This window comes from Acidovorax sp. HMWF018 (assembly GCF_003061035.1).
GTDB lineage: Bacteria > Pseudomonadota > Gammaproteobacteria > Burkholderiales > Burkholderiaceae_C > Acidovorax > Acidovorax delafieldii.
This window is the reverse complement of the sequence record NZ_QAIM01000123.1, coordinates 1-24,231: the sequence shown is the minus strand read 5'-3', so window position 1 is coordinate 24,231 and position 24,231 is coordinate 1. Positions and strand designations below refer to the sequence as shown.

Sequence of the window (24,231 nt, the reverse complement as noted above, 5' to 3'; positions counted from 1 at the left end):
GCAGCGTCTTGCTGCGGAGCCTGCTCTTGTAATGGTCCCATCATGTCGTCGTCCCCTGTTTCCCCCCGCAGCCGTTTTTCGCTCTATCTCGACCTGATCCGCTGGGACCGCCCTGCTGGCTGGCTGGTGTGCCTGTGGCCCACGCTGAGCGCGCTCTGGATTGCGGCCGACGGCTTCCCGGGCTGGCACCTGCTGGCGGTGTTTGTGCTGGGCACCATCCTCATGCGCAGCGCGGGCTGCTGTGTGAACGACGTGGCCGACCGCGACTTTGACAAACACGTTAAGCGTACTGCGCAGCGCCCGGTCACCACCGGTGCGGTGTCGGTGAAGGAGGCTCTGGGCCTGGGGGCGCTGCTGGCGCTGGTGTCGTTTGGCCTGGTGCTCACCACCAACACCGCCGCCATCGCCTGGTCGGTGCCCGCCGTGCTGGTGGCCATTGCCTACCCTTTCACCAAACGCATCATCTCCATGCCCCAGGCGGTGCTGGGCATTGCGTTCAACTTCGGCATCGTCATCGCGTTTGCCGCCGTGCAGGGCAGCGTGCCTGCGGTGGCGTGGTGGATGTGGCTGGGCAATATGTTCTGGGTGCTGGCCTACGACACCGAATACGCCATGGTGGACCGGGACGACGACCTCAAGATAGGCATCAAGACCTCGGCCATCACCCTCGGGCGGCTGGATGTGGCCGCCATCGTGGTGTTTTATCTGCTTTTCTTGGGTATTTGGGCGGTAGCGCTACAACCGTATGCCTTGGGTGCTATATTTTATGTAGCGCTTGCGGTGGCGCTGGCCCAGGCCGTGTGGCACTTCACCCTGATCCGCACCCGCACCCGCGACGGCTGCTTCAAGGCGTTCCGCATCAACCACTGGCTGGGCGCCACGGTGTTTGCGGGCATTGCGGGCGGCTATCTGGTGCGGGCGGTACTCACAAATTAATAGCGGTCAGCGCTTGATCGACTAGCGCTACCGCCCCAAAACATCAAGATCCGAACTCGTTGCCGAGTTCGTTGGCACGCTTTTCGGCGGCGCGCATGGCGGCCTCGAACGCCTGCGACACGCCGCTGGCTTCCATCGACTGCAGGGCCGCATAGGTCGTGCCGCCCTTGGAGGTGACACGTTCGCGCAGCACGGCCGGCGGCTCGTCCGAGCGGCGGGCCAGCTCCGAGGCGCCCACAAAGGTGCCCACGGCCAGCTGGTGCGCCTGCGCTTCGGTCAGGCCCATGCCCACACCAGCGCGCGTCATGGCTTCGAGGAAATAGAACACATAGGCCGGGCCCGAGCCCGAGAGGGCGGTGACAGCGTCCAGCTGGGTCTCGCTCTCCACCCACAGGAATTCGCCGGTGGACGCCATGATGGCCTCCACGTTCTGGCGCTCGGCGCTGGTCACGGCGGGGCGTGCGTAGATCGCGCTCATGCCCTTGCCCACCAGCGCGGGCGTGTTGGGCATGGTGCGCACGATGCGCTCGGTGCCCAGCCACTGGGCGATGCTGTCCGAGCGGATGCCCGCCGCCACGCTCAGGTGCAGGGCCTGCTGGGTGTGCGCCTTGGCCTGTGCGGCGGCGTCCTTGAAGGTCTGGGGCTTGACCGCCCAGACCACGATGCTGGCGCGCTGCAGTGCAGCGCCCGCCTCGGGCTGCGCCGTGAGTCCAAAGTTCTTGAGCAACGCCTCGCGCGTGGGGGCGTAGGGCTCGACCACCTCGATCTGGCTCACGGGGTGGCCCTGGCCGATCAGGCCGCCGATGATGGCGCTGGCCATGTTGCCGCCGCCGATGAAGGCGATGGTGGGGAGGTTTGGGGAGGCAGTGGTCTGGCTCATGGTGCGTGCAGGCAAGGTGGCAAACAAGGAAGGGCCACGATGGTAGCGCCGCCGGGCCGTCAGTCCATGTCTGCAGCGGCGACAGCGGCAGGACTCATGGGAGGAAAGACGGGCTACTGGGACGGCAGAGACCTTGTCACCCCAGCGCCGCGGGGACCTCAGGCTGCCGTAGTTTGGCGCACCGCATGCTCCCAGTTCGCCATCAGCTCCTGCGCACGCGCGCTGCTGAGCGTGGGCACAAAGCGGCGGTCGGCGCGCCACAGCCGCGCGAGTTCATCCGTGCTGCGGTACACGCCGCTCGACAGCCCTGCCAGGTAGGCTGCGCCCAAAGCGGTGGTCTCGATGACTGCAGGCCGCACCACCGGGATGCCCAGCAGGTCGGCCTGGAACTGCATCAGCAAGTCGTTGATGCAGGCGCCGCCGTCCACACGCAGCTCGCTCACCGGGGCGCCGCCGGCGGCCACGGCGTCGCGGCTCATGGCCAGCAGCAGGGCGGCGCTCTGGTAGGCAATGCTTTCGAGCGCCGCGCGCGCAATGTGGCCCAGCGTGGTGCCGCGTGTGAGGCCCGTGATGGTGCCGCGTGCGTCAGGCTTCCAGTACGGGGCGCCCAGGCCGGTGAAGGCGGGCACCATCATCACGCCGCCCGAATCGGGAACGCTTTGGGCCAGTGACTCCACCTCGTTGCTGGTGGAGATGGCGCGCAGGCCGTCGCGCAGCCACTGGACCACGGCGCCGCCCACGAACACGCTGCCTTCCATGGCGAATTCGGGCTGCGTGCCCGGCTGCGCCGCGCTGGTGGTGAGCAGGCCGTTTTGCGATGTCTGGAAACTGTCGCCTGTGTGCATGAGCATGAAGCAGCCCGTGCCATAGGTGTTCTTGGCCATGCCCGCCGTGAAGCAGGCCTGGCCGAACAGCGCGCTTTGCTGGTCGCCCGCCACGCCGCCAATACGGATAGGGTGGCCCAGCAGGTCGGCCGCGATGTCGCCAAAGTGGGCGCTGGACGGCAGCACCTCGGGCATCAGCGCCTTGGGAATGCGCAGCAGCGCCAGCAGCTCGTCGTCCCACTGGTTGGTGTGCACATTGAACAGCATGGTGCGCGAGGCGTTGCTCACATCCGTCACGTGCACTTTGCCGTGGGTGAGCTTCCACATCAGCCAGCTGTCCACCGTGCCAAAGGCCAGCTCGCCGCGCTCGGCCGCTTGCCGCGCGCCGGGCACATGGTCCAGCATCCACTGCAGTTTGGTGCCGGAGAAGTAGGCGTCCACCAGCAGGCCGGTCTTGGCCTGGATGGTGGCGGCATGGCCTTGTTCGCGCAGCTGGGCGCAGGCGGGTTCGGCGCGCCGGTCCTGCCACACGATGGCGTGGTGCACGGGCTGGCCGGTCTGGCGGTGCCACAGCACGGTGGTCTCGCGCTGGTTGGTGATGCCGACAGCGCGTATGTCGCTGGCCGCAATGCCCGCCTTGGCCAGCGCATCGCGTGCGGTGGCGAGCTGGGTGCGCCAGATCTCCAGCGGGTCGTGCTCCACCCAGCCGGGCTGGGGGTAGATCTGCGGCAGCTCCAGCTGCGCCTGCGCCACGATGTGGCCGCTTTCGTCAAAAACGATGCTGCGGGAGCTGGAGGTGCCTTGGTCGAGAGCGAGCAGGTAGGTCATGAGGGCAAAGGATAGGTGAAGCTACGCAGCTACCGTGCAGATGACTTCAGCATCTTGCAGAAGGGCCGGGAAGGGCTCGGGCGGCGGTGCGTCGGTGAACAGGCGGTCGATCTGCGCCAGCGTGGCCAGTTGCACCATCGCCGGGCGGTTGAATTTGCTGAAGTCGGCCGCCAGCCAGACCTCCCGCGCGTGCTCGATGATGGTTTGCGCCACCTTCACCTCGCGGTAGTCGAAGTCGCGCAGCGACCCGTCCGGCTCGATGCCTGAAATGCCGATGAGCGCAATGTCCACCTTGAACTGGCGGATGAAGTCCACCGCCGCTTCGCCCACGATGCCCCGGTCACGGGCGCGCACCACGCCGCCGGCCACGATGACCTCGCACTCGGGGTTGCCGCTCAGGATCGCGGCCACATTGAGGTTGTTGGTGATCACGCGCAGGCCCCGGTGGTGCAGCAGCGCCTTGGCAATGGCCTCGGTGGTGGTGCCGATGTTCAGGATCAGCGAGCAGTCGTTGGGCACCTGTTCGGCCACGGCGCGCGCAATGCGCGCTTTGCCTTCGGCATGCAGGTTTTCGCGCTGGGTGTGCGCCAGGTTCTCCACCGTGGAGCTGGGCACGCGCACGCCGCCATGAAAGCGCGTGAGCAGTCCCGACTCCGCCAGGCGCTGCACATCTCGGCGCACCGTCTGCAGCGTGACCCCCAGGGTGTCGGCAAGTTGTTCCACCGTGGCGGACTTGCGCGCGCGCACTTCTTCGAGGAGTTGGAGTTGGCGGGGATTGGTGTTCACGGTGGGGTGTTGTGCGCAGTGTTATGTCACCGAATCGTAACGAATCTGAAACATTCGCTTTGGTGCCCGGTGGCACGCTAAAGACTGTAAATCGAACAAAAACGAATTGATTAAGGGTAAACCTTGATTCGATTCGAACAAAAAGGAACAAAAATGAAAAAGATCGAAATTTGAGGGCTGCCGTGCGTGTGTGCAGCCCTTTCACACAGGCCTCAGGGCCGGAAGAGGATGCTTCATGCAGCTGGCGTTGGACGGCATCAGCAAAAAAGTCGGGGCGCAGACCTGGCTGTACGACATGAACCTGTCGCTGCAGCCCAATGCCGTGACGGTATTGCTGGGAGCGACCCAGGCGGGCAAGACCAGCCTGATGCGCATCATGGCCGGGCTGGATACGCCCACGTCGGGCACCGTCAAGGTCGATGGTGTGGATGTGACTGGCATGCCCGTGCGCGACCGCAATGTGGCCATGGTGTACCAGCAGTTCATCAACTACCCCTCGATGAAGGTGGCGGCCAACATTGCGTCGCCCCTGAAGCTGCGCGGTGAAAAGAACATCGACGCCAGGGTGCGTGAGATTGCGAGCCGCCTGCACATCGACATGTTTCTGGATCGTTACCCGGCCGAACTCTCCGGCGGGCAGCAGCAGCGTGTGGCGCTGGCGCGTGCGCTGGCCAAGGGTGCGCCGCTGATGCTGCTGGACGAGCCGCTGGTGAACCTGGACTACAAGCTGCGCGAAGAACTGCGCGAGGAGCTGACCCAGCTGTTTGCTGCCGGCCAGTCCACCGTGGTCTATGCCACCACCGAGCCGGGCGAGGCCCTGCTGCTGGGCGGCTACACCGCAGTGCTCGACGAAGGTCAGTTGCTGCAGTACGGCCCCACCGCCGAGGTGTTCCATTCCCCCAATTCGCTGCGTGTGGCGCGCGCTTTCAGCGACCCGCCCATGAACCTCATTGCTGCCTCGGCGGCCCCTTCCGGGGTGCGTCTGCAGGGTGGGGTGGAGCTGGCGGTGCATCTGCCGCAAGGGGTGGCCACGGCTGCAGGGCTCACCGCAGGCGTGCGCGCCAGTGCGCTGCGCGTGGTGGCCCGCCCGGGTGACATCAGCGTGGGCGGAGTGGTCGAGCTGGCCGAAATTTCGGGCTCTGACACCTTTGTGCACGCGGCCACACCCTGGGGTGACCTGGTGGCGCAGCTGACCGGTGTGCATTACTTTGAACTGGGCACGCCCATCACGCTGCACCTGGACCCTGCCCAGGTTTATGTGTTTGGTGCCGACGGCCGACTGGCATGGGCGCCCGCACGGCCCGCTACTGCACAAGGAGGGCGCTGACATGGCCCGCATCAGCCTGGACTTGGCGCATTCGTACAAGCCCAACCCGCAGCAGGACGGCGACTACGCGCTGCTGCCTTTGAAGATGGAGTTCGAGGACGGTGGTGCCTATGCGCTGCTCGGCCCCTCGGGCTGTGGCAAGACCACCATGCTCAACATCATGTCGGGCCTGCTCGTACCGTCGCACGGCAAGGTGCTGTTTGACGGGTGTGACGTGACGCGCGCCAGCCCCCAGGAGCGCAACATTGCCCAGGTGTTCCAGTTCCCGGTGATCTACGACACCATGACGGTGGCCGAGAATCTGGCCTTCCCGCTGCGCAACCGCAAGGTGCCCGAGGACCAGATCAAGCAGCGTGTGGGCGTGATCGCCGAGATGCTGGAAATGAGCGGCCAGCTCAACCAGCGCGCGGCAGGCCTCGCGGCCGACGCCAAGCAGAAGATCTCGCTGGGCCGTGGACTGGTGCGCGCCGATGTGGCGGCCGTGCTGTTCGACGAGCCGCTCACGGTGATCGACCCGCACCTCAAGTGGCAGCTGCGCCGCAAGCTCAAGCAGATCCACCACGAACTCAAGCTCACGCTGATCTACGTGACCCACGACCAGGTGGAGGCGCTGACCTTTGCCGACCAGGTGGTAGTGATGACGCGCGGCAAGGCCGTGCAGGTGGGGTCGGCCGATGCCTTGTTCGAGCGGCCCGCGCACACTTTTGTGGGGCACTTCATTGGCTCGCCGGGCATGAACTTCTTGCCTGCGCACAGCGAGGGCGACAGCCTCACTGTGGCCGGGCACCGCCTGGCCAGCCCCGTGGGCCGTGCGCTGCCAAACGGTGTCCTGCAGGTCGGCATCCGGCCCGAATACTTGGCGCTGGCCCAGCCGCAGCAGCCGGGCGCATTGCCTTGCAACGTGGTGCAAGTGCAGGACATCGGCACCTACCAGATGCTGACCGCCAAGGTGGGCGAGCACACCGTCAAGGCGCGCTTCACGCCCGAGACGCGGCTGCCATCGGCCGGTGACACGGCATGGCTGCAGGTGCTGGGAACCCACACCTGCTTCTACCAGAACGAGCAGTTGCTGACCGCGGAGGTCGCCCTATGAGCGCCGCCCGGCCGCCCGAAGGCGCTCAGAACCGCAGTGCGCAGCACGGAGGTTTCCAATGAGTACCACGACCAAACCCGTGAACCAGAAGGCCTGGTTCCTGATCCTGCCCGTGATTTTGTGTGTGGCCTTCTCGGCCATCCTGCCGCTGATGACGGTGGTGAACTACTCGGTGCAAGACATCATCAGCCCCGAGCGCCGTGTCTTCGTGGGCACGGAATGGTTCGTACAGGTGATGCGCGACGAGGAACTGCACGCCGCGCTGCTGCGCCAGCTCACCTTCTCGCTGGCTGTGCTGGCGGTGGAGATTCCGCTGGGCATCCTGCTGGCACTGTCCATGCCTGCTAAGGGCTGGAAGTCGTCCGCCGTGCTGGTGGTGGTGGCGCTGTCGTTGCTGATCCCCTGGAACGTGGTGGGCACCATCTGGCAGATCTATGGCCGTGCCGACATCGGCCTCATGGGCAGGCTGCTGCAAGAGGTGGGCATCGAATACAGCTACACCGGCAACGCCACGCAGGCCTGGCTCACGGTGCTGCTGATGGATGTGTGGCACTGGACGCCGCTGGTCGCGCTGCTGGCCTTTGCCGGGTTGCGCTCCATCCCCGACGCGTACTACCAGGCGGCACGCATCGATGGCGCCAGCAAGTTCGCGGTGTTCCGCTACATCCAGCTGCCCAAGATGCGTGGCGTGCTGATGATTGCGGTGCTGCTGCGCTTCATGGACAGCTTCATGATCTACACCGAGCCGTTCGTGCTGACCGGCGGCGGACCGGGCAATGCCACCACCTTCTTGAGCCAGTACTTGACGACCAAGGCCGTGGGCCAGTTCGACCTGGGCCCTGCCGCAGCGTTTTCGCTGATCTATTTCTTCATCATCCTGCTGCTGTGCTTCATCCTCTATAACTGGATGCAGCGCGTGGGTACCGCCAGCAACGAAGGAGCCGGCCATGAATGAAAAGCGCTTCCAGAAGCGGTCGATCTTCCTTGTTGTCTACCTGCTGTTCGCGCTGTTGCCCATCTACTGGATGGTCAACATGAGCTTCAAGACGAACGAGGAGATTCTTTCGACCTTCACGTTCTTTCCCCAGCACTTCACCTGGGCCAACTACAAGACCATCTTCACGGACGAGTCCTGGTATTCGGGCTATATCAACAGCCTTATCTATGTGGGCATCAACACGGTGATCTCGCTCACCGTGGCGCTGCCCGCTGCTTATGCCTTCAGCCGCTATCAGTTCCTGGGCGACAAGCATGTGTTCTTCTGGCTGCTGACCAACCGCATGACGCCACCCGCCGTGTTCCTGCTGCCGTTCTTTCAGCTTTACACCACCGTGGGGCTGATGGACACGCACATTGCCGTGGCACTGGCGCACCTGCTGTTCAACGTACCGCTGGCGGTGTGGATTCTGGAAGGCTTCATGAGCGGTATTCCGCGCGAGATCGATGAGACGGCCTATATCGATGGCTACAGCTTTCCGCGCTTTTTCATGACCATTTTCCTGCCGCTCATCAAGGCTGGTGTGGGCGTGGCAGCGTTCTTCTGCTTCATGTTCAGCTGGGTAGAACTGCTGCTGGCGCGCACGCTGACCAGCGTGAATGCCAAGCCCATCGTGGCCACCATGACGCGCACGGTGAGCGCCTCGGGCATGGACTGGGCGACGCTGGCCGCCGCTGGCGTGCTGACCATCGTGCCGGGTGCGATCGTGATCTGGTTTGTTCGCCACTACATCGCAAAAGGCTTTGCGATGGGGCGGGTTTGAGGAGGCAGCGACATGTTTGACTGGATGGCCTGGACGCTGCCCGTGGCGGTGTTCTTCATTTGCATCGTGCTGATGCTGATCGGTATGACAGTGTGGGAGATCAAGTCGCCCACAACGATGCGCAAGGGTTTTTTGCCGCTGGAGACGACGCGCGGTGATCGGCTGTTCATTGGGCTGTTGTCGGCGGCCTACGTGAATCTGATTTTTGTCGGCGTCAGCGGCAAGCTGGCCCAGTGGTTCAGCCTGCAGGGCGACCCGTCGATCTGGATCAGCTTTGTGTTGTCGATGGCGCTGCTGCTGCTCATCCTGCGCAAGGGGTGAGGTGTTTGCAGGCAGCCTTGGTTTCAATGGTTCCCGTCGCGCGGCTCAACCCTTCCCCGGAGCCGCGTGACCCTTGCATCCAAAGGGGAGATGACTATGAGGAGACAGGCACTATGAAGACGCGGTACACAGCGCTGGCACTGGCAGTGGCGGTCATGACGGGTCAGGCCGCCATGGCGGGCGAGGCGGAGGCCAAAAAATGGATCGACACCGAGTTCCAGCCCTCCACGCTGAGCAAAGACCAGCAGATGGCCGAAATGAAGTGGTTCATGGACGCGGCCAAGAAGCTGCAGGCCAAGGGTGTGAAGGAAATCTCGGTGGTGTCCGAGACCATCACCACCCACGAATACGAATCCAAGACGCTTGCCAAGGCGTTTGAGGAAATCACTGGCATCAAGGTCAAGCACGACCTTATCCAGGAAGGCGACGTGGTCGAGAAGCTGCAGACCTCCATGCAGTCTGGCAAGTCCATCTATGACGGCTGGATCTCGGACTCGGACCTGATCGGAACGCACTACCGCTACGGCAAGATCATGAATCTGACCGACTACATGGGCGGTGCAGGCAAGGAGTGGACCAACCCCGGCATCGACATCAAGGACTACATCGGCACCAAGTTCACGACCGGGCCAGACGGCAAGCTGTACCAGTTGCCCGACCAGCAGTTCGCCAACCTGTACTGGTTCCGTGCCGACCTGTTCGACCGGAAGGACATCAAGGACAAGTTCAAGGCCAAGTACGGCTACGACCTGGGTGTGCCGCTCAACTGGAGCGCCTATGAGGACATCGCCGAGTTCTTCACCAACGACGTGAAGAACATCGACGGCAAGCCCATCTATGGCCACATGGACTATGGCAAGAAGGACCCATCCCTGGGCTGGCGTTTCACCGACGCATGGCTGTCCATGGCGGGCTCTGCCGACATCGGCGCGCCCAACGGCCTGCCGATCGACGAATGGGGCATCCGCGTGGCGGACGACAAGTGCACTCCCGTGGGCGCCAGCGTGGCCCGTGGCGGTGCGACCAACTCGCCCGCAGCCGTGTATGCGCTGACCAAGTATGTGGACTGGATGAAGAAGTACGCGCCCAAGGAAGCCACGGGCATGACCTTCGGCGAAGCCGGCCCCGTGCCCGCACAAGGTCAGATCGCGCAGCAGATCTTCTGGTACACCGCCTTCACGGCCGACATGACCAAGCCCGGCCTGCCCGTGGTGAATGCTGACGGCACGCCCAAGTGGCGCATGGCCCCCGGCCCCAACGGCCCCTACTGGAAGCAGGGCATGCAGAACGGCTACCAGGACGTGGGCTCCTGGACCTTCTTCAAGGACCATGACGCCAACAAGACGGCTGCCGCCTGGCTGTACGCCCAGTTCGTGACGGCCAAGACCACGTCGCTCAAGAAAACGCTGACGGGCCTGACCCCGATCCGCGAGAGCGACATCCAGTCCAAGGCCATGACGGACGCCGCCCCCAAGCTCGGCGGCCTGGTCGAGTTCTACCGCAGCCCGGCGCGCGTGGCATGGTCACCTACCGGCACCAATGTGCCCGACTACCCCAAGCTGGCCCAGTTGTGGTGGAAGAACGTGGCGCAGGCGGTCACGGGTGAGAAGACTCCCCAGGGCGCCATGGACACCCTGGCCGACGAGATGGACCAGGTGATGGCCCGTCTGGAACGCGCAGGCATGGCCCACTGCGCGCCCAAGCTCAACCCCAAGAGCGACCCCAACAAGTGGCTGAGCGACAAGCAGGCGCCCTGGAAGAAGCTGGCGAATGAGAAGCCAAAGGGCGAAACCATTGCCTACGACAAGCTGCTGCAGGCGTGGAAGGACGGCAAGACGCGCTGATCCACAGATCAAGGTGTGGTTGCAACCACCATTGATCGGCAGCCAGGGCTCACAAGGTCTCTGGCTGCCTTTTTTGCTCGATACCGCCCTCGGCACCTGTGCGGCTGCGGGGCGGGTTCTCACCCCGGGAGTGTCAGGAATTCAAGGGTAAACCCTTGGTTTCTACTCCGCCCATGGACAATCACCCCATGACCATTGCCACCGCACCCCTTCCTACACGGCGCGCCGACCTCCTGGCTCGCCTCGCCCAGCCGCACCAGTATGACCTCGCCGTGATCGGCGGTGGCGCGACGGGCCTGGGGGTGGCGCTGGATGCCGCGGCGCGCGGCTTCAGCGTCGTGCTGGTGGATTCACACGATTTCGCCAAAGGAACCTCGTCCCGGGCCACCAAGCTGGTGCATGGCGGGGTCCGTTACCTGGCTCAGGGCAACATCGCGTTGGTGCGCGAGGCGCTGCATGAACGCACCACGCTGCTGCACAACGCGCCCCATCTGGCGCAACCGCTGCCCTTTGTGATGCCGTCGTACCGTTTCTGGGAAACACCCTTCTATGGCATCGGGCTGATGATGTATGACGCGCTTGCAGGCAAGGCTGGCCTGGGCGCTACGGAGTTTCTGGGGCGCGCTCGCACCCTGCAATGTCTGCCCACCGCCCGTACCGAGGGGCTCAAGGGCAGTGTCAAATATTGGGACGGCCAGTTCGATGACGCTCGCCTGGCCTTGGCGCTGGCGCGCACGGCCGCCAGCCTGGACGCTTTGGTTGTCAATTACTGTCCTGCACGGTCGCTGGTTCACGAGGCTGGCAAGGTCGTGGGTTTTGTCTGCGAGGACGCGGACAGCGGCCAGCAATTCACGGTGCGCGCTCGGTCGGTGGTCAATGCCACGGGCGTGTGGGTGGACACCCTGCGCCAGATGGACGGCGAAGCCATCGGTCGGCCTGTCAAGCCCATGGTGGCGCCCAGCCAGGGGGTGCACATTGTGGTGGACCGGGAGTTCTTGCCGTCCGACCACGCGCTGATGGTGCCCAAGACGGCCGATGGCCGCGTGCTGTTTGCGGTGCCTTGGCTGGGCAAACTCATTCTGGGCACCACCGACAGCCCGCGCCAGGATGTGGTGCGCGAGCCTGAGCCCTTCCGGGAGGAAGTGCGGTTCATCCTGGAGGAATCCGCGCGCTACCTGACCCGCGCGCCCCGCGTCGAGGACATCCGTAGCATCTGGGTGGGCTTGCGTCCGCTGGTCAAGCCGCAGGACGACGACGGCGACAACACCAAGAAGATCAGCCGGGAGCACACCGTGCTGGCCAGCCGCAGTGGCCTGATCACCGTGACGGGTGGAAAATGGACCACCTACCGGGCAATGGCCGAAGATGTGTTGCAAAAATGCTTCACCACGGGGCTGTTGCCTGAAAAACCAGCTGGGGTGACCAATCATCTTCCGTTGGTGGGAACTCCTCGGGAGCCCGTACAGCACCGCATCAGCGATGCCCAAGGACTGCACTCTTACGGCACGGAAGCGGCTGAGGTGCGGGCAATGCCCGGAGCGCAGACGGATCTCGGGGGCGGCCTGACGGAGGCAATGGTGCGCTTTGCGGCCCGTTACGAATACGCCTGTACGGTGGAAGATGTGCTGGCGCGGCGTTCGCGTCTGCTGTTCCTGGATGCCCGCAAGGCGATTGAGCTGGCGCCGGTTGTCGCAGGCCTCCTGCGCGAGGAGCTAGGCGCCGATCCGCAACTGGAGGCCTTTCTGGCCCTGGCGCAACAGTATCTGCATGTGCCCACATAACACGCGCTTGACTTCCTAAAAGTCTTTTGCAATAATCGAGGGCTTCGCGTTTCATACGTGAAGTTTCTGCCCAGCGGGAAGTGCTGCAAATGGTTTGCGGTGCGGACGACGGGCCCAAGACTGACTGGCTGATTTGCAGCCCTTGAGAAGTTCTCTGGGGCTGTCGTCTTCTGGTGCAAGTTGGGAATATTGAAATGATCCAGACAGAATCTCGGTTAGAGGTTGCCGACAATACCGGCGCCAAGTCCGTCCTTTGCATCAAGGTGCTGGGTGGCTCGAAGCGTCGCTATGCAAGCGTTGGCGACATCATCAAGGTGAGCATCAAAGAAGCCGCTCCACGTGGCCGCGTCAAAAAAGGCGAGGTTTACAGCGCAGTGGTGGTTCGCACGGCGAAGGGTATTCGTCGCGGCGACGGTTCGCTCGTCAAATTCGATGGCAACGCCGCAGTGTTGCTGAATGCAAAGTTGGAGCCTATCGGCACCCGTATCTTTGGACCCGTGACGCGTGAACTGCGTACCGAGAAGTTCATGAAGATCGTGTCTCTGGCTCCTGAAGTTCTCTAAGGACGCGCCATGAACAAGATTCGCAAGGGCGACGAAGTCATCGTGCTGACCGGCCGTGACAAGGGCAAGCGCGGCACGGTGTCGCTGCGCAAAGATGACTCCTACGTGGTCATCGATGGCATCAACCTGGTCAAGAAGCACGCCAAGCCAAACCCCATGAAGGGTACGACGGGCGGCATCGTTGAAAAGTCCATGCCAATTCATCAGTCCAACGTGGCCATCTTCAATGCCGCTACGGGCAAGGCTGATCGCGTGGGCATCAAGGTGCAGGCTGACGGTTCGCGCATTCGCGTGTTCAAGTCCAGCGGCGCTGAAATCAAGGCGGCCTAAGGGGTAAACATGGCACGACTCCAAGAAATTTACCGCGACAAGATCGCTCCCGAGCTGACCAAGCAGTTCGGTTACACCTCGCCGATGCAGGTTCCCCGTCTGACCAAGATCACGCTGAACATGGGCGTGAGCGAAGCAGTCTCGGACAAGAAGGTGATGGACAACGCTGTGGCCGATCTGACCAAGATTGCTGGTCAGAAGCCTGTGGTGACCAAGGCCAAGAAGGCTATCGCTGGTTTCAAGATCCGCGAAGGTCAGGCCATTGGCTGTATGGTCACGTTGCGTGGCGTGCAGATGTATGAGTTCCTGGATCGTTTCGTGACCGTGGCGCTGCCCCGCGTTCGTGACTTCCGTGGTATCTCCGGTCGCGCCTTCGATGGCCGTGGCAACTACAACATCGGCGTCAAAGAACAGATCATCTTCCCTGAAATTGAGTACGACAAGGTTGACGCCCTGCGCGGTCTCAATATCAGCATCACCACGACGGCCAAGTCCGACGAAGAAGCCAAGGCGCTTCTCGCTGGTTTCCGTTTCCCGTTCAAGAACTGAGGCGAAGCATGGCTAAAGTAGCTTTGATCCAGCGCGAACTGAAGCGCGAAAAACTGGCAGCCAAGTACGCAACCAAGTATGCGGAACTGAAGGCAATCGCTGGCGATGCCAAGCGCAGCGACGAAGAGCGTGATGCAGCCCGCCTGGGCCTGCAAAAGCTCCCGCGCAACGCAAACCCCACACGTCAGCGTAACCGTTGCGAAATCACCGGTCGTCCACGTGGCACCTTCCGTCAATTCGGTCTGGCTCGCGCCAAGATCCGCGAACTGGCTTTCAATGGCGACATCCCAGGTGTCACCAAGGCCAGCTGGTAAGCAGGCAGGAGAGATTAAACATGAGCATGAGTGATCCCATCGCTGACTTGCTGACCCGCATCCGTAATGCACAGATGGTCTCCAAGGCCACGGTTCTGGTGCCATCTTCCAAAGTGAAGATCGCCATCGCCCAGGTGCTGAAGGACGAAGGTTATATCGACGGCTTCCAGGTCAAGACCGAAGCTGGCAAGTCCGAACTCGAAATTGCCCTGAAGTATTACGCAGGCCGTCCAGTGATTGAGCGCATCGAGCGCGTCAGCCGCCCTGGTCTGCGTGTCTACAAAGGCCGTGATTCCATTCCACAAGTCATGAACGGTCTGGGTGTGGCAATTGTCACAACGCCCAAGGGCGTGATGACCGATCGCAAGGCGCGCGCTACCGGTGTCGGTGGCGAAGTGCTCTGCTACGTGGCCTAACCCGCGGCATTGAGGAGAAACTGAAATGTCCCGAGTAGGAAAAATGCCCGTGACCATCCCCGCAGGTGTGGATGTGTCCGTGAAGAGTGACCAGATCTCCGTGAAGGGTTCTGGCGGCACCCTGTCGCTGGCGCAAAACGCGCTGGTGAAGGTGTCCAGCAATGAAGGCAAGCTCAGCTTTGAGCCTGCCAATGATTCCCGCGAAGCCAATGCCATGAGCGGCACGATTCGCCAGTTGGTCAACAACATGGTGGTCGGCGTCAGCAAGGGTTTCGAAAAGAAGCTGAGCTTGGTAGGCGTGGGTTACAAGGCTGCTGCAGCCGGTTCCAAGCTGAACCTGGCCGTCGGCTATTCGCACCCGGTCAACATCGAGATGCCCGCTGGTATCACGGTTGCCACCCCTACCCCTACTGAAGTGGTGATCAAGGGTGCTGATCGTCAACGCGTCGGTCAGATCGCCGCTGAGATCCGTGCTGTTCGTCCACCCGAGCCCTACAAGGGCAAGGGCATCCGCTACGCGGACGAAAAGATCACGATCAAAGAGACCAAGAAGAAATAAGGAGCTGCAACATGTTGACCAAGAAAGAGCAGCGTCTTCGTCGTTCGCGCCAGACCCGCATCCGCATTGCACAGCAAGGCGTGGCGCGACTGACCGTGAACCGTACGAACCTCCATATCTACGCCAGTGTGATCTCCGGCGACGGCAGCAAGGTGCTGGCAAGCGCTTCGACGGCAGAAGCCGACGTGCGCAAGTCGCTCGGCGGTTCGGGCAAGGGTGGCAATGCCGCTGCAGCCCAGATCATCGGCAAGCGTATCGCTGAAAAGGCGAAAGCTGCAGGTGTCGAGAAGGTTGCATTTGATCGCGCAGGCTTTGCTTACCACGGTCGCGTCAAGGCTTTGGCCGACGCAGCCCGTGAAGCCGGCCTGCAGTTCTAAGCGGAGCGGAATAAAAAATGGCTAAATTTCAACCCAAAGTGCAAGACGAAGGTCGTGACGACGGTCTGCGCGAAAAAATGATCGCGGTCAACCGCGTGACCAAAGTCGTGAAGGGTGGCCGTATTCTCGGTTTCGCCGCACTGACTGTGGTTGGCGATGGTGACGGCCGCGTGGGCATGGGTAAGGGCAAGTCCAAGGAAGTGCCTGCTGCTGTGCAAAAGGCGATGGAAGAAGCCCGCCGCAACATGGTCAAGGTGTCCCTGAAGAACGGCACCATCTATCACAACGTGACCGGCCACCATGGCGCGGCAGTGGTGATGATGGCTCCCGCACCCAAGGGTACCGGTATCATCGCTGGCGGCCCTATGCGCGCAGTCTTTGAAGTACTGGGTGTGACCGACATCGTGGCCAAGAGCCATGGTTCGTCCAACCCCTACAACATGGTCCGTGCTACCTTTGACGCGCTCGTCAATTCGACGACTCCGTCGAACGTTGCAGCCAAGCGCGGCAAGACAGTCGAAGACATCTTCGCCTGAACCGGAGCCTGAATATGACAACGCAACAAACCGTCAAGATTCAACTGGTGCGCAGCCCGATCGGCACCAAGGAATCGCACCGCGCCACCGTCCGTGGCCTGGGTCTGCGCAAGCTGAACAGCGTCAGCGAATTGAAGGATTCGCCCGAAGTTCGCGGCATGATTAACAAGATCAGCTACCTGGTCAAAATCGTCTGAGAGATAGATCATGGAACTCAATAGCATCAAGCCCGCAGACGGCGCCAAGCATGCCAAGCGCCGCGTAGGCCGTGGTATCGGCTCCGGCCTGGGCAAGACCGCTGGCCGTGGTCACAAGGGCCAAAAGTCCCGCTCTGGTGGCTACCACAAGGTAGGCTTCGAAGGCGGTCAAATGCCGCTGCAACGTCGCTTGCCCAAGCGCGGCTTCAAGTCGCACCTGCTCAAGTTCAATGCAGAAGTTACGCTGACGGCGCTGGACCAACTGGGCCTGGCCGAAGTGGATGTGCTGGCACTGAAGCAAGCTGGTCTGGTGGGCGAGCTGGCCAAGGTGGTCAAGGTCATCAAGAGCGGTTCCCTGAGCAAGGCAGTCAAGCTGTCTGGCGTGGGTGCTACGGCTGGTGCCAAGGCAGCCATCGAAGCTGCTGGCGGCAGCGTCGCCTGAGTGTGGCACTGAAGGAAGGCATCTGTGGCTACTAGCGCGGCTCAAATTGCAAAGACCGGAAAATTCGGCGACCTGCGTCGTCGTCTGGTTTTTCTGTTGCTGGCGCTGGTCGTATACCGCATAGGGGCTCATATCCCTGTGCCTGGTATCGATCCAGCCCAACTTCAGCAGCTGTTCAGTGGCCAGCAGGGCGGCATCCTGAACCTGTTCAACATGTTTTCGGGTGGCGCGCTGTCGCGTTTTACAGTGTTCGCACTGGGGATCATGCCGTACATCTCTGCATCGATCATCATGCAGCTGATGACCTACGTGCTGCCCGCGTTTGAGCAGTTGAAGAAGGAAGGCGAAGCTGGTCGCAGGAAGATCACGCAATACACCCGTTACGGAACCCTGGGCCTGGCCCTGTTCCAGTCTCTGGGTATTGCAGTGGCTCTCGAAAGCTCTGCTGGCTTGGTTCTGAGCCCCGGTTTTGGCTTCCGCCTCACTGCGGTGGTCAGTTTGACGGCCGGAACCATGTTTCTGATGTGGTTGGGTGAGCAGATCACCGAACGTGGTCTGGGCAACGGGATTTCGATCCTGATCTTCGGTGGTATCGCCGCCGGGTTGCCCAGTTCGATCGGCGGTCTTCTGGAGCTGGTTCGTACTGGCGCGATGAGCATCCTGGCAGCCATCTTCATCGTTATCGTGGTGGGTCTGGTGACTTACTTCGTGGTGTTTGTGGAGCGTGGTCAGCGCAAGATCCTGGTGAACTATGCACGGCGACAAGTCGGCAACAAGGTGTATGGCGGTCAATCGTCGCACTTGCCCTTGAAGCTGAACATGGCTGGTGTGATTCCTCCGATCTTCGCGTCGTCGATCATCTTGCTGCCTGCGACTGTGGTGAACTGGTTCAGTGCTGGTGAATCGATGCGTTGGCTCAAGGACATCTCGGGTGCACTGACTCCAGGTCAGCCGATCTATGTGATGTTCTATGCCGCTGCGATCATCTTCTTCTGCTTCTTCTACACGGCGTTGGTGTTCAACAGCCGCGAGACAGCAGACAACCTGAAGAAGAGTGGCGCGTTCATCCCAGGCATTCGTCCCGGTGAACAAACTGCCCGTTACATCGACAAGATTCTGGTTCGCCTGACCTTGGCCGGTGCCGTGTACATCACCTTCGTGTGTCTGTTGCCGGAGTTTTTGATCCTGAAGTACAACGTACCGTTTTACTTTGGTGGAACTTCCCTGCTGATCATCGTGGTGGTGACTATGGACTTCATGGCCCAGGTCCAGAATTACATGATGTCGCAACAGTACGAATCGCTGCTCAAGAAGGCGAACTTCAAAGGCAGTGCAGGCGGTTGACATCACGAGGGCAGCGCCCAGCGCTGCCTGCAAAGAGTTGGATATCGGTTGAGTTGGCGCCCCACGATTTTTCGCGGGCACAAATTGTGTTCCGTGCGAAGCAGCCGGGACGGATGGAAAAGTTTTAGGAGAATGCAATGAGAGTTTCGGCTTCGGTCAAAAAAATCTGCCGCAACTGCAAGATCATCCGCCGCAAGGGTGTGGTGCGCGTGATCTGCACGGATCTGCGTCACAAGCAGCGCCAAGGTTGATTGGAAAGTATTAGAGGACGCATATGGCACGTATCGCTGGCATTAACATTCCGCCGCACAAGCACGCGGAAATCGGTTTGACCGCCATTTTTGGCATTGGTCGCACCCGCGCTCGCAAGATCTGCGAAGCAACTGGTATCGCTTACTCCAAGAAGATCAAGGATCTGACGGATGGCGATCTGGAAAAAATTCGCGAGCAAATCGAGCAGTTCACCATTGAAGGTGATCTGCGCCGCGAAACCACGATGAACATCAAGCGTTTGATGGACATCGGCTGCTATCGTGGCTTCCGCCATCGCCGCGGTCTGCCAATGCGTGGTCAGCGCACCCGTACCAATGCTCGCACTCGCAAGGGTCCGCGCAAGGGTGCAGCTGCACTGAAGAAATAAAGATTGAAAGATCATCATGGCTAAGTCTCCTGCCAATAACGCAGCTCAGCGCGTTCGCAAGAAGGTCCGGAAGAATGTTTCGGACGGCATTGCACACGTGCACGCCTCGTTCAACAACACCATCATCACGATCACCGACCGTCAGGGCAACGCTCTGTCATGGGCTTCGTCCGGTGGCCAAGGTTTCAAGGGTTCGCGCAAGTCCACCCCATTCGCAGCCCAGGTGGCTTCGGAAGTGGCCGGTCGCGCTGCCATCGATCAAGGTATCAAGAACCTTGACGTTGAAATCAAGGGCCCAGGTCCTGGTCGTGAGTCTTCGGTGCGCGCATTGGGCGCACTGGGCATCCGTATCACATCGATCTCCGATGTGACCCCGGTGCCACACAACGGCTGCCGCCCTCAAAAGCGCCGTCGTATCTAATCTCTCTAAGCCCACCGCCGCCTGTGAACGCGCAAGCGCCTCAGGCGGCTCCCGCAATGGTTTGCGGTAGATGACACAAAGGAAGCTCAAGTGGCACGTTACCTCGGCCCCAAGGCCAAACTCTCCCGCCGTGAAGGCACTGACCTGTTCCTCAAGAGCGCCCGCCGCTCGATCGCTGACAAGTCCAAGTTCGACTCCAAGCCTGGTCAGCACGGCCGCACCTCGGGTGCCCGCACCTCTGACTACGGTCTGCAACTGCGTGAAAAGCAGAAGGTCAAGCGCATGTACGGCGTGCTAGAAAAGCAATTCCGCCGTTACTTCGAAGCCGCCGAAGGCAAGAAGGGCAACACTGGCGCCAATCTGCTGTTCCTGTTGGAATCCCGTCTCGACAACGTCGTGTACCGCATGGGTTTCGGCTCCACTCGCGCTGAAGCGCGCCAGCTGGTGTCGCACAAGGCGATCACCGTGAACGGCAAGTCCGTGAACATCGCTTCGTACCTCGTGAAGACGGGTGACGTGGTGGCCGTGCGTGAAAAGTCCAAGAAGCAAAATCGCGTGGTGGAAGCCCTGCAACTGGCAGCTCAAGTGGGCATGCCCGCATGGGTGGAAGTGAATGCCGAGAAGGCAGAAGGCATCTTCAAGAAGGTGCCAGACCGTGATGAGTTTGGCGCCGACATCAACGAATCGCTGATCGTTGAGTTGTACTCGCGCTAATCGGTCGAGTACGTAATTCAAGAAAACCGTCCCTGAACCGCGAGGCATCGCGGTTTAGGCGCTTCACCAGCCTTACCGGTGTAACGAGCTGGGGGTATTGAGAGGAAGTCTGAATGCAAACCAATTTGCTGAAACCCAAGGCGATCAATGTCGAGCAGCTTGGCCACAACCGTGCCAAGGTCGCACTGGAGCCGTTCGAGCGTGGGTACGGCCACACGCTGGGCAACGCCATTCGGCGCGTCCTGCTCTCGTCCATGGTGGGTTACGCAGCGACGGAAGTCACCATTGCAGGCGTTCTGCACGAGTATTCGTCTATTGACGGTGTTCAAGAGGATGTGGTCAATATCCTGCTGAACCTCAAGGGTGTGGTGTTCAAGCTCCATAACCGCGATGAAGTGACGTTGAGCCTGCGCAAAGATGGCGAAGGTGTGGTCACTGCCCGTGACATCCAGACCCCTCACGACGTGGAAATCGTCAATCCTGATCACGTGATCGCCAACCTGTCTGCTGGCGGGAAGCTGGACATGCAGATCAAGGTAGAGAAGGGTCGCGGCTATGTGCCCGGCAATCTGCGCCGCTATGCCGACGAGTCGACCAAGTCGATTGGCCGCATCGTGCTGGACGCGTCGTTCTCCCCCGTGAAGCGTGTGAGCTACACCGTGGAAAGCGCCCGTGTGGAGCAGCGTACCGACTTGGACAAGCTGGTGGTCGAGATCGAGACCAACGGCGCGATCACTGCCGAAGATGCCGTGCGGGCATCTGCCAAGATCCTGGTGGAACAGCTGGCGGTATTCGCGCAGCTGGAAGGCGGCGAGCTGGCTGCGTTCGACGCACCCGCAGGCCCACGTGGCAATGCAACGTTCGATCCGATCCTGCTGCGTCCTGTGGACGAGCTGGAACTGACCGTGCGTTCTGCCAACTGCCTGAAGGCCGAGAACATCTACTACATCGGTGATCTGATTCAGCGCACCGAGAACGAGCTGCTCAAGACGCCTAACCTCGGCCGCAAGTCGCTCAACGAAATCAAGGAAGTGCTGGCATCGCGTGGCCTCACCTTGGGCATGAAGCTTGAGAACTGGCCGCCAGCAGGTCTGGACAAGCGTTAAGCCAAAGCTATAATCGAAGGCTGCCCAAATTTTGGGCGCCCGGTTTGATGTCCCCCGCAAGGGGGACTTTTCGTTCCCTCAAGGGAACAGTGCCTCGGACAGTACCTGATACGGCTGCCTGATTTAATTACATAGACAGTAGGAAGAAAGCACCATGCGCCACGGACACGGCCTTCGCAAACTCAACCGCACCAGCTCGCACCGCCTCGCGATGCTGCAGAACATGATGAACTCGCTCATCGAGCACGAAGTCATCAAGACCACCGTCCCCAAGGCCAAGGAACTGCGCCGCGTGATCGAGCCCATGATCACCTTGGCCAAGGAAGATTCTGTCGCCAACCGCCGCCTGGCATTCAACCGTCTGCGTGACCGTGACAGCGTGACCAAGCTGTTCAACGACCTCGGCCCGCGTTTCAAGGTGCGTCCTGGCGGTTACACCCGCATTCTGAAGATGGGCTTCCGCGTGGGCGACAATGCGCCTATGGCCCTGGTCGAATTGGTCGATCGTGCTGCAGAAACCGAAAATAATTCGGCAGCAGCTGAATAATAGGGTATAATTTATTTCTTACCGCGCGATGGAGCAGTCTGGTAGCTCGTTGGGCTCATAACCCAAAGGTCGGAGGTTCAAATCCTTCTCGCGCAACCAATAAGATAGCGGTTCTCGCTAACAGTAAACGCCCACTTTATGTGGGCGTTTTTGTTTGTAGCCCAACCATAGCCCATGTATAGCCCAGCGGTAGCCCATCAATTCCAAAGGTGGCCCGCAACTGACCATTGGGCAGCTAAGACTTTCTAGCCCTGAGATTTCATCGTCCCCTCATTTCCCATTCAATGGGTTTGACGCACTTTGCATTTTGGGCTTTTGCTGTCATATGGGTTGTGCTAACTTCCGCAGGGGCGGGCAGGCAGATCGGGCTCCCTTTGGGGAGCCCTTTCAGTTTGTGGACCTCATCTCTGAAAGCAGCTGTAAAACCCTGCGAGATCCAAGCATTCGGGCCAGGAGTGAGAGATGAACGGTGCTCCAATCGGGCTCCGTTTTGTTTGACTCGATTGCTCCTTCTGTGAATCGTTTGTTCTCTTGGCCAGGCCGTGTGCGCCTGGCAGCAGTGCTGGTTCTGTCTCTGGCCGGCGTTGCTCTCCCGAATCTTTCCTGGGCGCGTTCTCCGCAGGTCGACAGTGCGGCGCTGCTCACGCCCTAGCCCACCTCTTTTGCGCAATGCCCGCAGTTATTTGCGAATGGCACACCACCCGCCATCACGCCCCGGCCGCAGTTGCGCGAGCTTTGCTATGAAGCGTTTGCAGTGCTGCACTCCGGCACCACCAAGACACCCGTGTTTGTGGCCCAGCGGTTGAACCGCAAGCTCATTGAGGATGCGGATGAGAAGCGGGCCAAGCGCTTCTTTGCAGATGCGCGCTTGCCCAGTGGCGAGCGGGCGGAGCTGGAGGATTACAAGAACTCTGGCTACTCCCGGGGGCACATGGCACCTGCGGGAGACATGCCGACGCCGACGGCCATGGCGCAGAGCTTCAGTCTCGCGAACATGGTCCCTCAAAACGCTCAGTACAACGGTGGCGCCTGGAACAAGATCGAGCAGGACACGCGGCACTATGTGAAGCGGGCCAAGGGGGATGTGTTTGTGATCACCGGGCCAGTGTTCACGGATGCGGGGCCACGCATCGGAGCCAATGGGGTGAAGGTGCCGACCTATCTGTACAAGCTCGTGTACGACGCGACCACCCAGCGGGCCTGGGCGCACTGGCAGGAGAACCGTGAGGGGGAGACGGTGGGTCGGCCGATCAGCTACCAGGAGCTGGTGAAACGCACGGGAGTGGAGTTTTTGCCAAGAAGTGCACTGCAGCATTGAGTCGCAGCAAGGGCCGTGTCAGCGGCGAGGTTATAAATCGGTCCTTTCCAACCTCTACACGTGAGCATCCATGAACCGCGCAGAACTCGTTGAAATCCTGGCTTCCAAGAATGACTTGTCCAAGACCGCAGCCAATGCGGTGCTGGAGACGCTGATCGACACCATCCAGACCGCCGTCAAGAAGGGCGATGCCGTGCAGCTGGTGGGTTTTGGGACTTTCAAGTCCGCCAAGCGTGCGGCTCGAACGGGCAAGAACCCATCGACTGGTGCTGCATTGAAGATCCCTGCGAGCACGGTGCCGAAGTTTGTGGCGGGTGCCAAGTTCAAGGCGGTGGTGGATCCCAAGGCGGCCAAGCGCAAGGCGGACAAAGCTGGAAAGTAAGTACAGCGTTCTCGGTCAACGCCGGAGCAAACCGCCACGGGCTCAGGCCTTTGGCGGTTTTGTTTTTTACGGAGACGAAGAAGGATTGCGACACCGGCTGTGCACTAGCCCCTAAGTGCGTGTTAAGTGGTCAAAGTTACCATCGGGCATATGAATACGTTTTCCAATGCCTTTCGCGCCGAAGTTGTTCGCATGGCGCGCAAGGAGCTCAAACCTGAACTTCAGGGCATGCGCAAGGCGATCACCGGCCATCGCTCCGAGATTGCGGCGCTGAAGCGGGAAGTGAAGACCCTCACTTCGCAGCTGAAGTCGGCTCAGCGTCAAACCAAGGTTGGGGGTGTGGCTGCACCATCTGATCAACCCAAAGTGTCAAAGCGCGATACGCGCGATGAGTTTGTATTCGCGCCAGAGATGCTGATCCAAATGCGTAATGCATTGGGTGCTACACAACTTCAGATGGCCGCTTTGCTGGCCGTCTCTGCTCTTTCGTACGGGCGGTGGGAGAAAGGCCAGACCCATCCCCGAACCAAGCAGCTGGCGAAGATTGAGGAGGTTGTGCGGATGGGGCCGGTCAAGGCCAAGAAGAAGATGCGTCAGGCAGCGAAGGGCTGAGCTTATTGCGGCGCTGCGCACCGGGCGGCTAGACGTATAGCGGAATCACACCAATTGCCGCGCGAGTTCCATGTACTGATCGGATCGCCATGACACACCCATCTTCCGATAGCCGTATCGATGCTCCAGAGCCCACTTTGGATGAGGCTCTGCGAGGCCGGTTCGACACTGCAGACCAAAAGGCCTACGAGCCAGATGACGGGCCTCTCTCTCCTGCCCAGATCGCGGCACTTCAGGCTGTGGCCGATATGATATGCCCAAGGGGACCATTCTGCGCAGAACCTGTCTTTTCTCTTGAGGAGGAGATGCCTGAAAGGCACTCGCCTACTTAGCTGGGTAGCTAGAAAGAAGCGCCACCTCTCGGTGGATATTTCACGCCAGCGCCTCAGCTGTTAGTGCCAGTGCAAACGTGATCAGCAGTGCCAGTCGAACATTGACCAGGGGCTAAAGCTGGTTCCATTAGAAACCAGCTGTGGATAACTAT

At 60.9% G+C, this 24,231-nt stretch carries 30 protein-coding genes, 1 tRNA gene and 1 pseudogene; 29 read left to right on the top strand and 3 right to left on the bottom strand.

Annotated elements, in window-relative coordinates; all coding sequences use genetic code 11:
- Positions 1-42 precede the first annotated feature (42 nt).
- Positions 43-936, top strand: a complete 894-nt coding sequence (ubiA, locus tag DBR23_RS04710; protein WP_199227632.1) for a 4-hydroxybenzoate octaprenyltransferase — start codon at positions 43-45, stop codon at positions 934-936.
- Between the two features lie 43 nt (positions 937-979).
- Here ubiA and proC read toward each other — a convergent pair whose 3' ends face one another.
- From proC to DBR23_RS04695, 3 genes are all read right to left on the bottom strand, one after another.
- Positions 980-1,816 carry a pyrroline-5-carboxylate reductase gene (proC, locus tag DBR23_RS04705; protein WP_108497477.1) on the bottom strand — a complete coding sequence of 279 codons (837 nt, stop codon included), beginning with the start codon at positions 1,814-1,816 and terminating at the stop codon, positions 980-982.
- Positions 1,817-1,974: 158 nt separating this feature from the next.
- Positions 1,975-3,468 (bottom strand): glycerol kinase GlpK, encoded by a 1,494-nt coding sequence (gene glpK, locus DBR23_RS04700; protein ID WP_108497464.1) that lies wholly within the window; start codon positions 3,466-3,468, stop codon positions 1,975-1,977.
- Between the two features lie 21 nt (positions 3,469-3,489).
- Positions 3,490-4,254 carry a DeoR/GlpR family DNA-binding transcription regulator gene (locus DBR23_RS04695; RefSeq protein WP_056065359.1) on the bottom strand — a complete coding sequence of 255 codons (765 nt, stop codon included), beginning with the start codon at positions 4,252-4,254 and terminating at the stop codon, positions 3,490-3,492.
- Between the two features lie 235 nt (positions 4,255-4,489).
- Between DBR23_RS04695 and DBR23_RS04690 the strand changes: the two genes are divergently transcribed.
- From DBR23_RS04690 to DBR23_RS04555, 28 genes and pseudogenes are all read left to right on the top strand, one after another.
- Positions 4,490-5,581 carry an ABC transporter ATP-binding protein gene (locus DBR23_RS04690; protein WP_108497463.1) on the top strand — a complete coding sequence of 364 codons (1,092 nt, stop codon included), beginning with the start codon at positions 4,490-4,492 and terminating at the stop codon, positions 5,579-5,581.
- Position 5,582: 1 nt separating this feature from the next.
- On the top strand, positions 5,583-6,674 hold the full coding sequence (locus DBR23_RS04685; protein WP_108497462.1) for an ABC transporter ATP-binding protein: 1,092 nt from the start codon (positions 5,583-5,585) through the stop codon (positions 6,672-6,674).
- A 58-nt stretch (positions 6,675-6,732) separates the two neighbouring features.
- On the top strand, positions 6,733-7,629 hold the full coding sequence (locus tag DBR23_RS04680; RefSeq protein ID WP_108497461.1) for a carbohydrate ABC transporter permease: 897 nt from the start codon (positions 6,733-6,735) through the stop codon (positions 7,627-7,629).
- On the top strand, positions 7,622-8,434 hold the full coding sequence (locus DBR23_RS04675) for a carbohydrate ABC transporter permease (RefSeq protein WP_056065372.1): 813 nt from the start codon (positions 7,622-7,624) through the stop codon (positions 8,432-8,434). The genes DBR23_RS04680 and DBR23_RS04675 overlap by 8 nt, the downstream gene beginning before the upstream one ends.
- Before the next feature lie 12 nt (positions 8,435-8,446).
- Entirely contained in the window at positions 8,447-8,755 is a 309-nt protein-coding gene (locus DBR23_RS04670; protein WP_056065375.1) for a DUF2160 domain-containing protein, read from the top strand.
- A gap of 113 nt (positions 8,756-8,868) precedes the next feature.
- On the top strand, positions 8,869-10,599 hold the full coding sequence (locus tag DBR23_RS04665; protein WP_056065378.1) for an ABC transporter substrate-binding protein: 1,731 nt from the start codon (positions 8,869-8,871) through the stop codon (positions 10,597-10,599).
- 188 nt (positions 10,600-10,787) lie between these two features.
- Complete coding sequence (locus DBR23_RS04660; RefSeq protein WP_108497476.1) at positions 10,788-12,380, top strand: glycerol-3-phosphate dehydrogenase/oxidase; 1,593 nt, start codon at positions 10,788-10,790, stop codon at positions 12,378-12,380.
- Between the two features lie 194 nt (positions 12,381-12,574).
- The gene (rplN, locus tag DBR23_RS04655) at positions 12,575-12,943 is read left to right on the top strand and encodes a 50S ribosomal protein L14 (RefSeq protein WP_007861702.1); all 369 of its coding nucleotides are present in this window, start codon (positions 12,575-12,577) and stop codon (positions 12,941-12,943) included.
- A gap of 9 nt (positions 12,944-12,952) precedes the next feature.
- On the top strand, positions 12,953-13,273 hold the full coding sequence (gene rplX, locus DBR23_RS04650) for a 50S ribosomal protein L24 (RefSeq protein WP_055395669.1): 321 nt from the start codon (positions 12,953-12,955) through the stop codon (positions 13,271-13,273).
- A 9-nt stretch (positions 13,274-13,282) separates the two neighbouring features.
- Positions 13,283-13,822: a 50S ribosomal protein L5 gene (rplE, locus tag DBR23_RS04645; RefSeq protein ID WP_005793632.1), complete on the top strand. Its 540-nt coding sequence runs from the start codon at positions 13,283-13,285 to the stop codon at positions 13,820-13,822.
- An 8-nt stretch (positions 13,823-13,830) separates the two neighbouring features.
- Complete coding sequence (gene rpsN, locus DBR23_RS04640; protein WP_015016017.1) at positions 13,831-14,136, top strand: 30S ribosomal protein S14; 306 nt, start codon at positions 13,831-13,833, stop codon at positions 14,134-14,136.
- A gap of 20 nt (positions 14,137-14,156) precedes the next feature.
- Positions 14,157-14,552 carry a 30S ribosomal protein S8 gene (rpsH, locus tag DBR23_RS04635; RefSeq protein ID WP_005793636.1) on the top strand — a complete coding sequence of 132 codons (396 nt, stop codon included), beginning with the start codon at positions 14,157-14,159 and terminating at the stop codon, positions 14,550-14,552.
- Between the two features lie 25 nt (positions 14,553-14,577).
- Positions 14,578-15,111 (top strand): 50S ribosomal protein L6, encoded by a 534-nt coding sequence (gene rplF, locus DBR23_RS04630; RefSeq protein ID WP_056065384.1) that lies wholly within the window; start codon positions 14,578-14,580, stop codon positions 15,109-15,111.
- An 11-nt stretch (positions 15,112-15,122) separates the two neighbouring features.
- The gene (gene rplR, locus DBR23_RS04625) at positions 15,123-15,488 is read left to right on the top strand and encodes a 50S ribosomal protein L18 (protein ID WP_005793639.1); all 366 of its coding nucleotides are present in this window, start codon (positions 15,123-15,125) and stop codon (positions 15,486-15,488) included.
- Positions 15,489-15,505: 17 nt separating this feature from the next.
- The gene (gene rpsE, locus DBR23_RS04620; protein ID WP_015016014.1) at positions 15,506-16,024 is read left to right on the top strand and encodes a 30S ribosomal protein S5; all 519 of its coding nucleotides are present in this window, start codon (positions 15,506-15,508) and stop codon (positions 16,022-16,024) included.
- Between the two features lie 14 nt (positions 16,025-16,038).
- Complete coding sequence (rpmD, locus tag DBR23_RS04615) at positions 16,039-16,221, top strand: 50S ribosomal protein L30 (protein WP_005793644.1); 183 nt, start codon at positions 16,039-16,041, stop codon at positions 16,219-16,221.
- 10 nt (positions 16,222-16,231) lie between these two features.
- Positions 16,232-16,663: a 50S ribosomal protein L15 gene (gene rplO, locus DBR23_RS04610; RefSeq protein WP_056065387.1), complete on the top strand. Its 432-nt coding sequence runs from the start codon at positions 16,232-16,234 to the stop codon at positions 16,661-16,663.
- 24 nt (positions 16,664-16,687) lie between these two features.
- Entirely contained in the window at positions 16,688-18,007 is a 1,320-nt protein-coding gene (gene secY / locus DBR23_RS04605) for a preprotein translocase subunit SecY (RefSeq protein WP_056065391.1), read from the top strand.
- Positions 18,008-18,144: 137 nt separating this feature from the next.
- Positions 18,145-18,258 carry a 50S ribosomal protein L36 gene (gene rpmJ, locus DBR23_RS04600; protein ID WP_005793651.1) on the top strand — a complete coding sequence of 38 codons (114 nt, stop codon included), beginning with the start codon at positions 18,145-18,147 and terminating at the stop codon, positions 18,256-18,258.
- 23 nt (positions 18,259-18,281) lie between these two features.
- The gene (rpsM, locus tag DBR23_RS04595) at positions 18,282-18,647 is read left to right on the top strand and encodes a 30S ribosomal protein S13 (RefSeq protein ID WP_008906516.1); all 366 of its coding nucleotides are present in this window, start codon (positions 18,282-18,284) and stop codon (positions 18,645-18,647) included.
- A gap of 16 nt (positions 18,648-18,663) precedes the next feature.
- Entirely contained in the window at positions 18,664-19,068 is a 405-nt protein-coding gene (rpsK, locus tag DBR23_RS04590) for a 30S ribosomal protein S11 (RefSeq protein ID WP_005793662.1), read from the top strand.
- Between the two features lie 90 nt (positions 19,069-19,158).
- Positions 19,159-19,782, top strand: a complete 624-nt coding sequence (gene rpsD, locus DBR23_RS04585; protein WP_008906515.1) for a 30S ribosomal protein S4 — start codon at positions 19,159-19,161, stop codon at positions 19,780-19,782.
- Between the two features lie 113 nt (positions 19,783-19,895).
- Positions 19,896-20,888 carry a DNA-directed RNA polymerase subunit alpha gene (rpoA, locus tag DBR23_RS04580; protein WP_005793666.1) on the top strand — a complete coding sequence of 331 codons (993 nt, stop codon included), beginning with the start codon at positions 19,896-19,898 and terminating at the stop codon, positions 20,886-20,888.
- Positions 20,889-21,042: 154 nt separating this feature from the next.
- Positions 21,043-21,435: a 50S ribosomal protein L17 gene (gene rplQ / locus DBR23_RS04575; protein ID WP_008906513.1), complete on the top strand. Its 393-nt coding sequence runs from the start codon at positions 21,043-21,045 to the stop codon at positions 21,433-21,435.
- Positions 21,436-21,457: 22 nt separating this feature from the next.
- A tRNA-Met gene (locus tag DBR23_RS04570) sits at positions 21,458-21,534 on the top strand.
- 538 nt (positions 21,535-22,072) lie between these two features.
- A pseudogene (locus tag DBR23_RS04565) lies at positions 22,073-22,753 on the top strand (DNA/RNA non-specific endonuclease).
- Between the two features lie 70 nt (positions 22,754-22,823).
- The gene (locus DBR23_RS04560) at positions 22,824-23,135 is read left to right on the top strand and encodes an HU family DNA-binding protein (RefSeq protein WP_056057356.1); all 312 of its coding nucleotides are present in this window, start codon (positions 22,824-22,826) and stop codon (positions 23,133-23,135) included.
- Positions 23,136-23,285: 150 nt separating this feature from the next.
- The gene (locus DBR23_RS04555) at positions 23,286-23,747 is read left to right on the top strand and encodes a helix-turn-helix transcriptional regulator (protein WP_108497459.1); all 462 of its coding nucleotides are present in this window, start codon (positions 23,286-23,288) and stop codon (positions 23,745-23,747) included.
- The last annotated feature ends 484 nt before the right edge of the window (positions 23,748-24,231 follow it).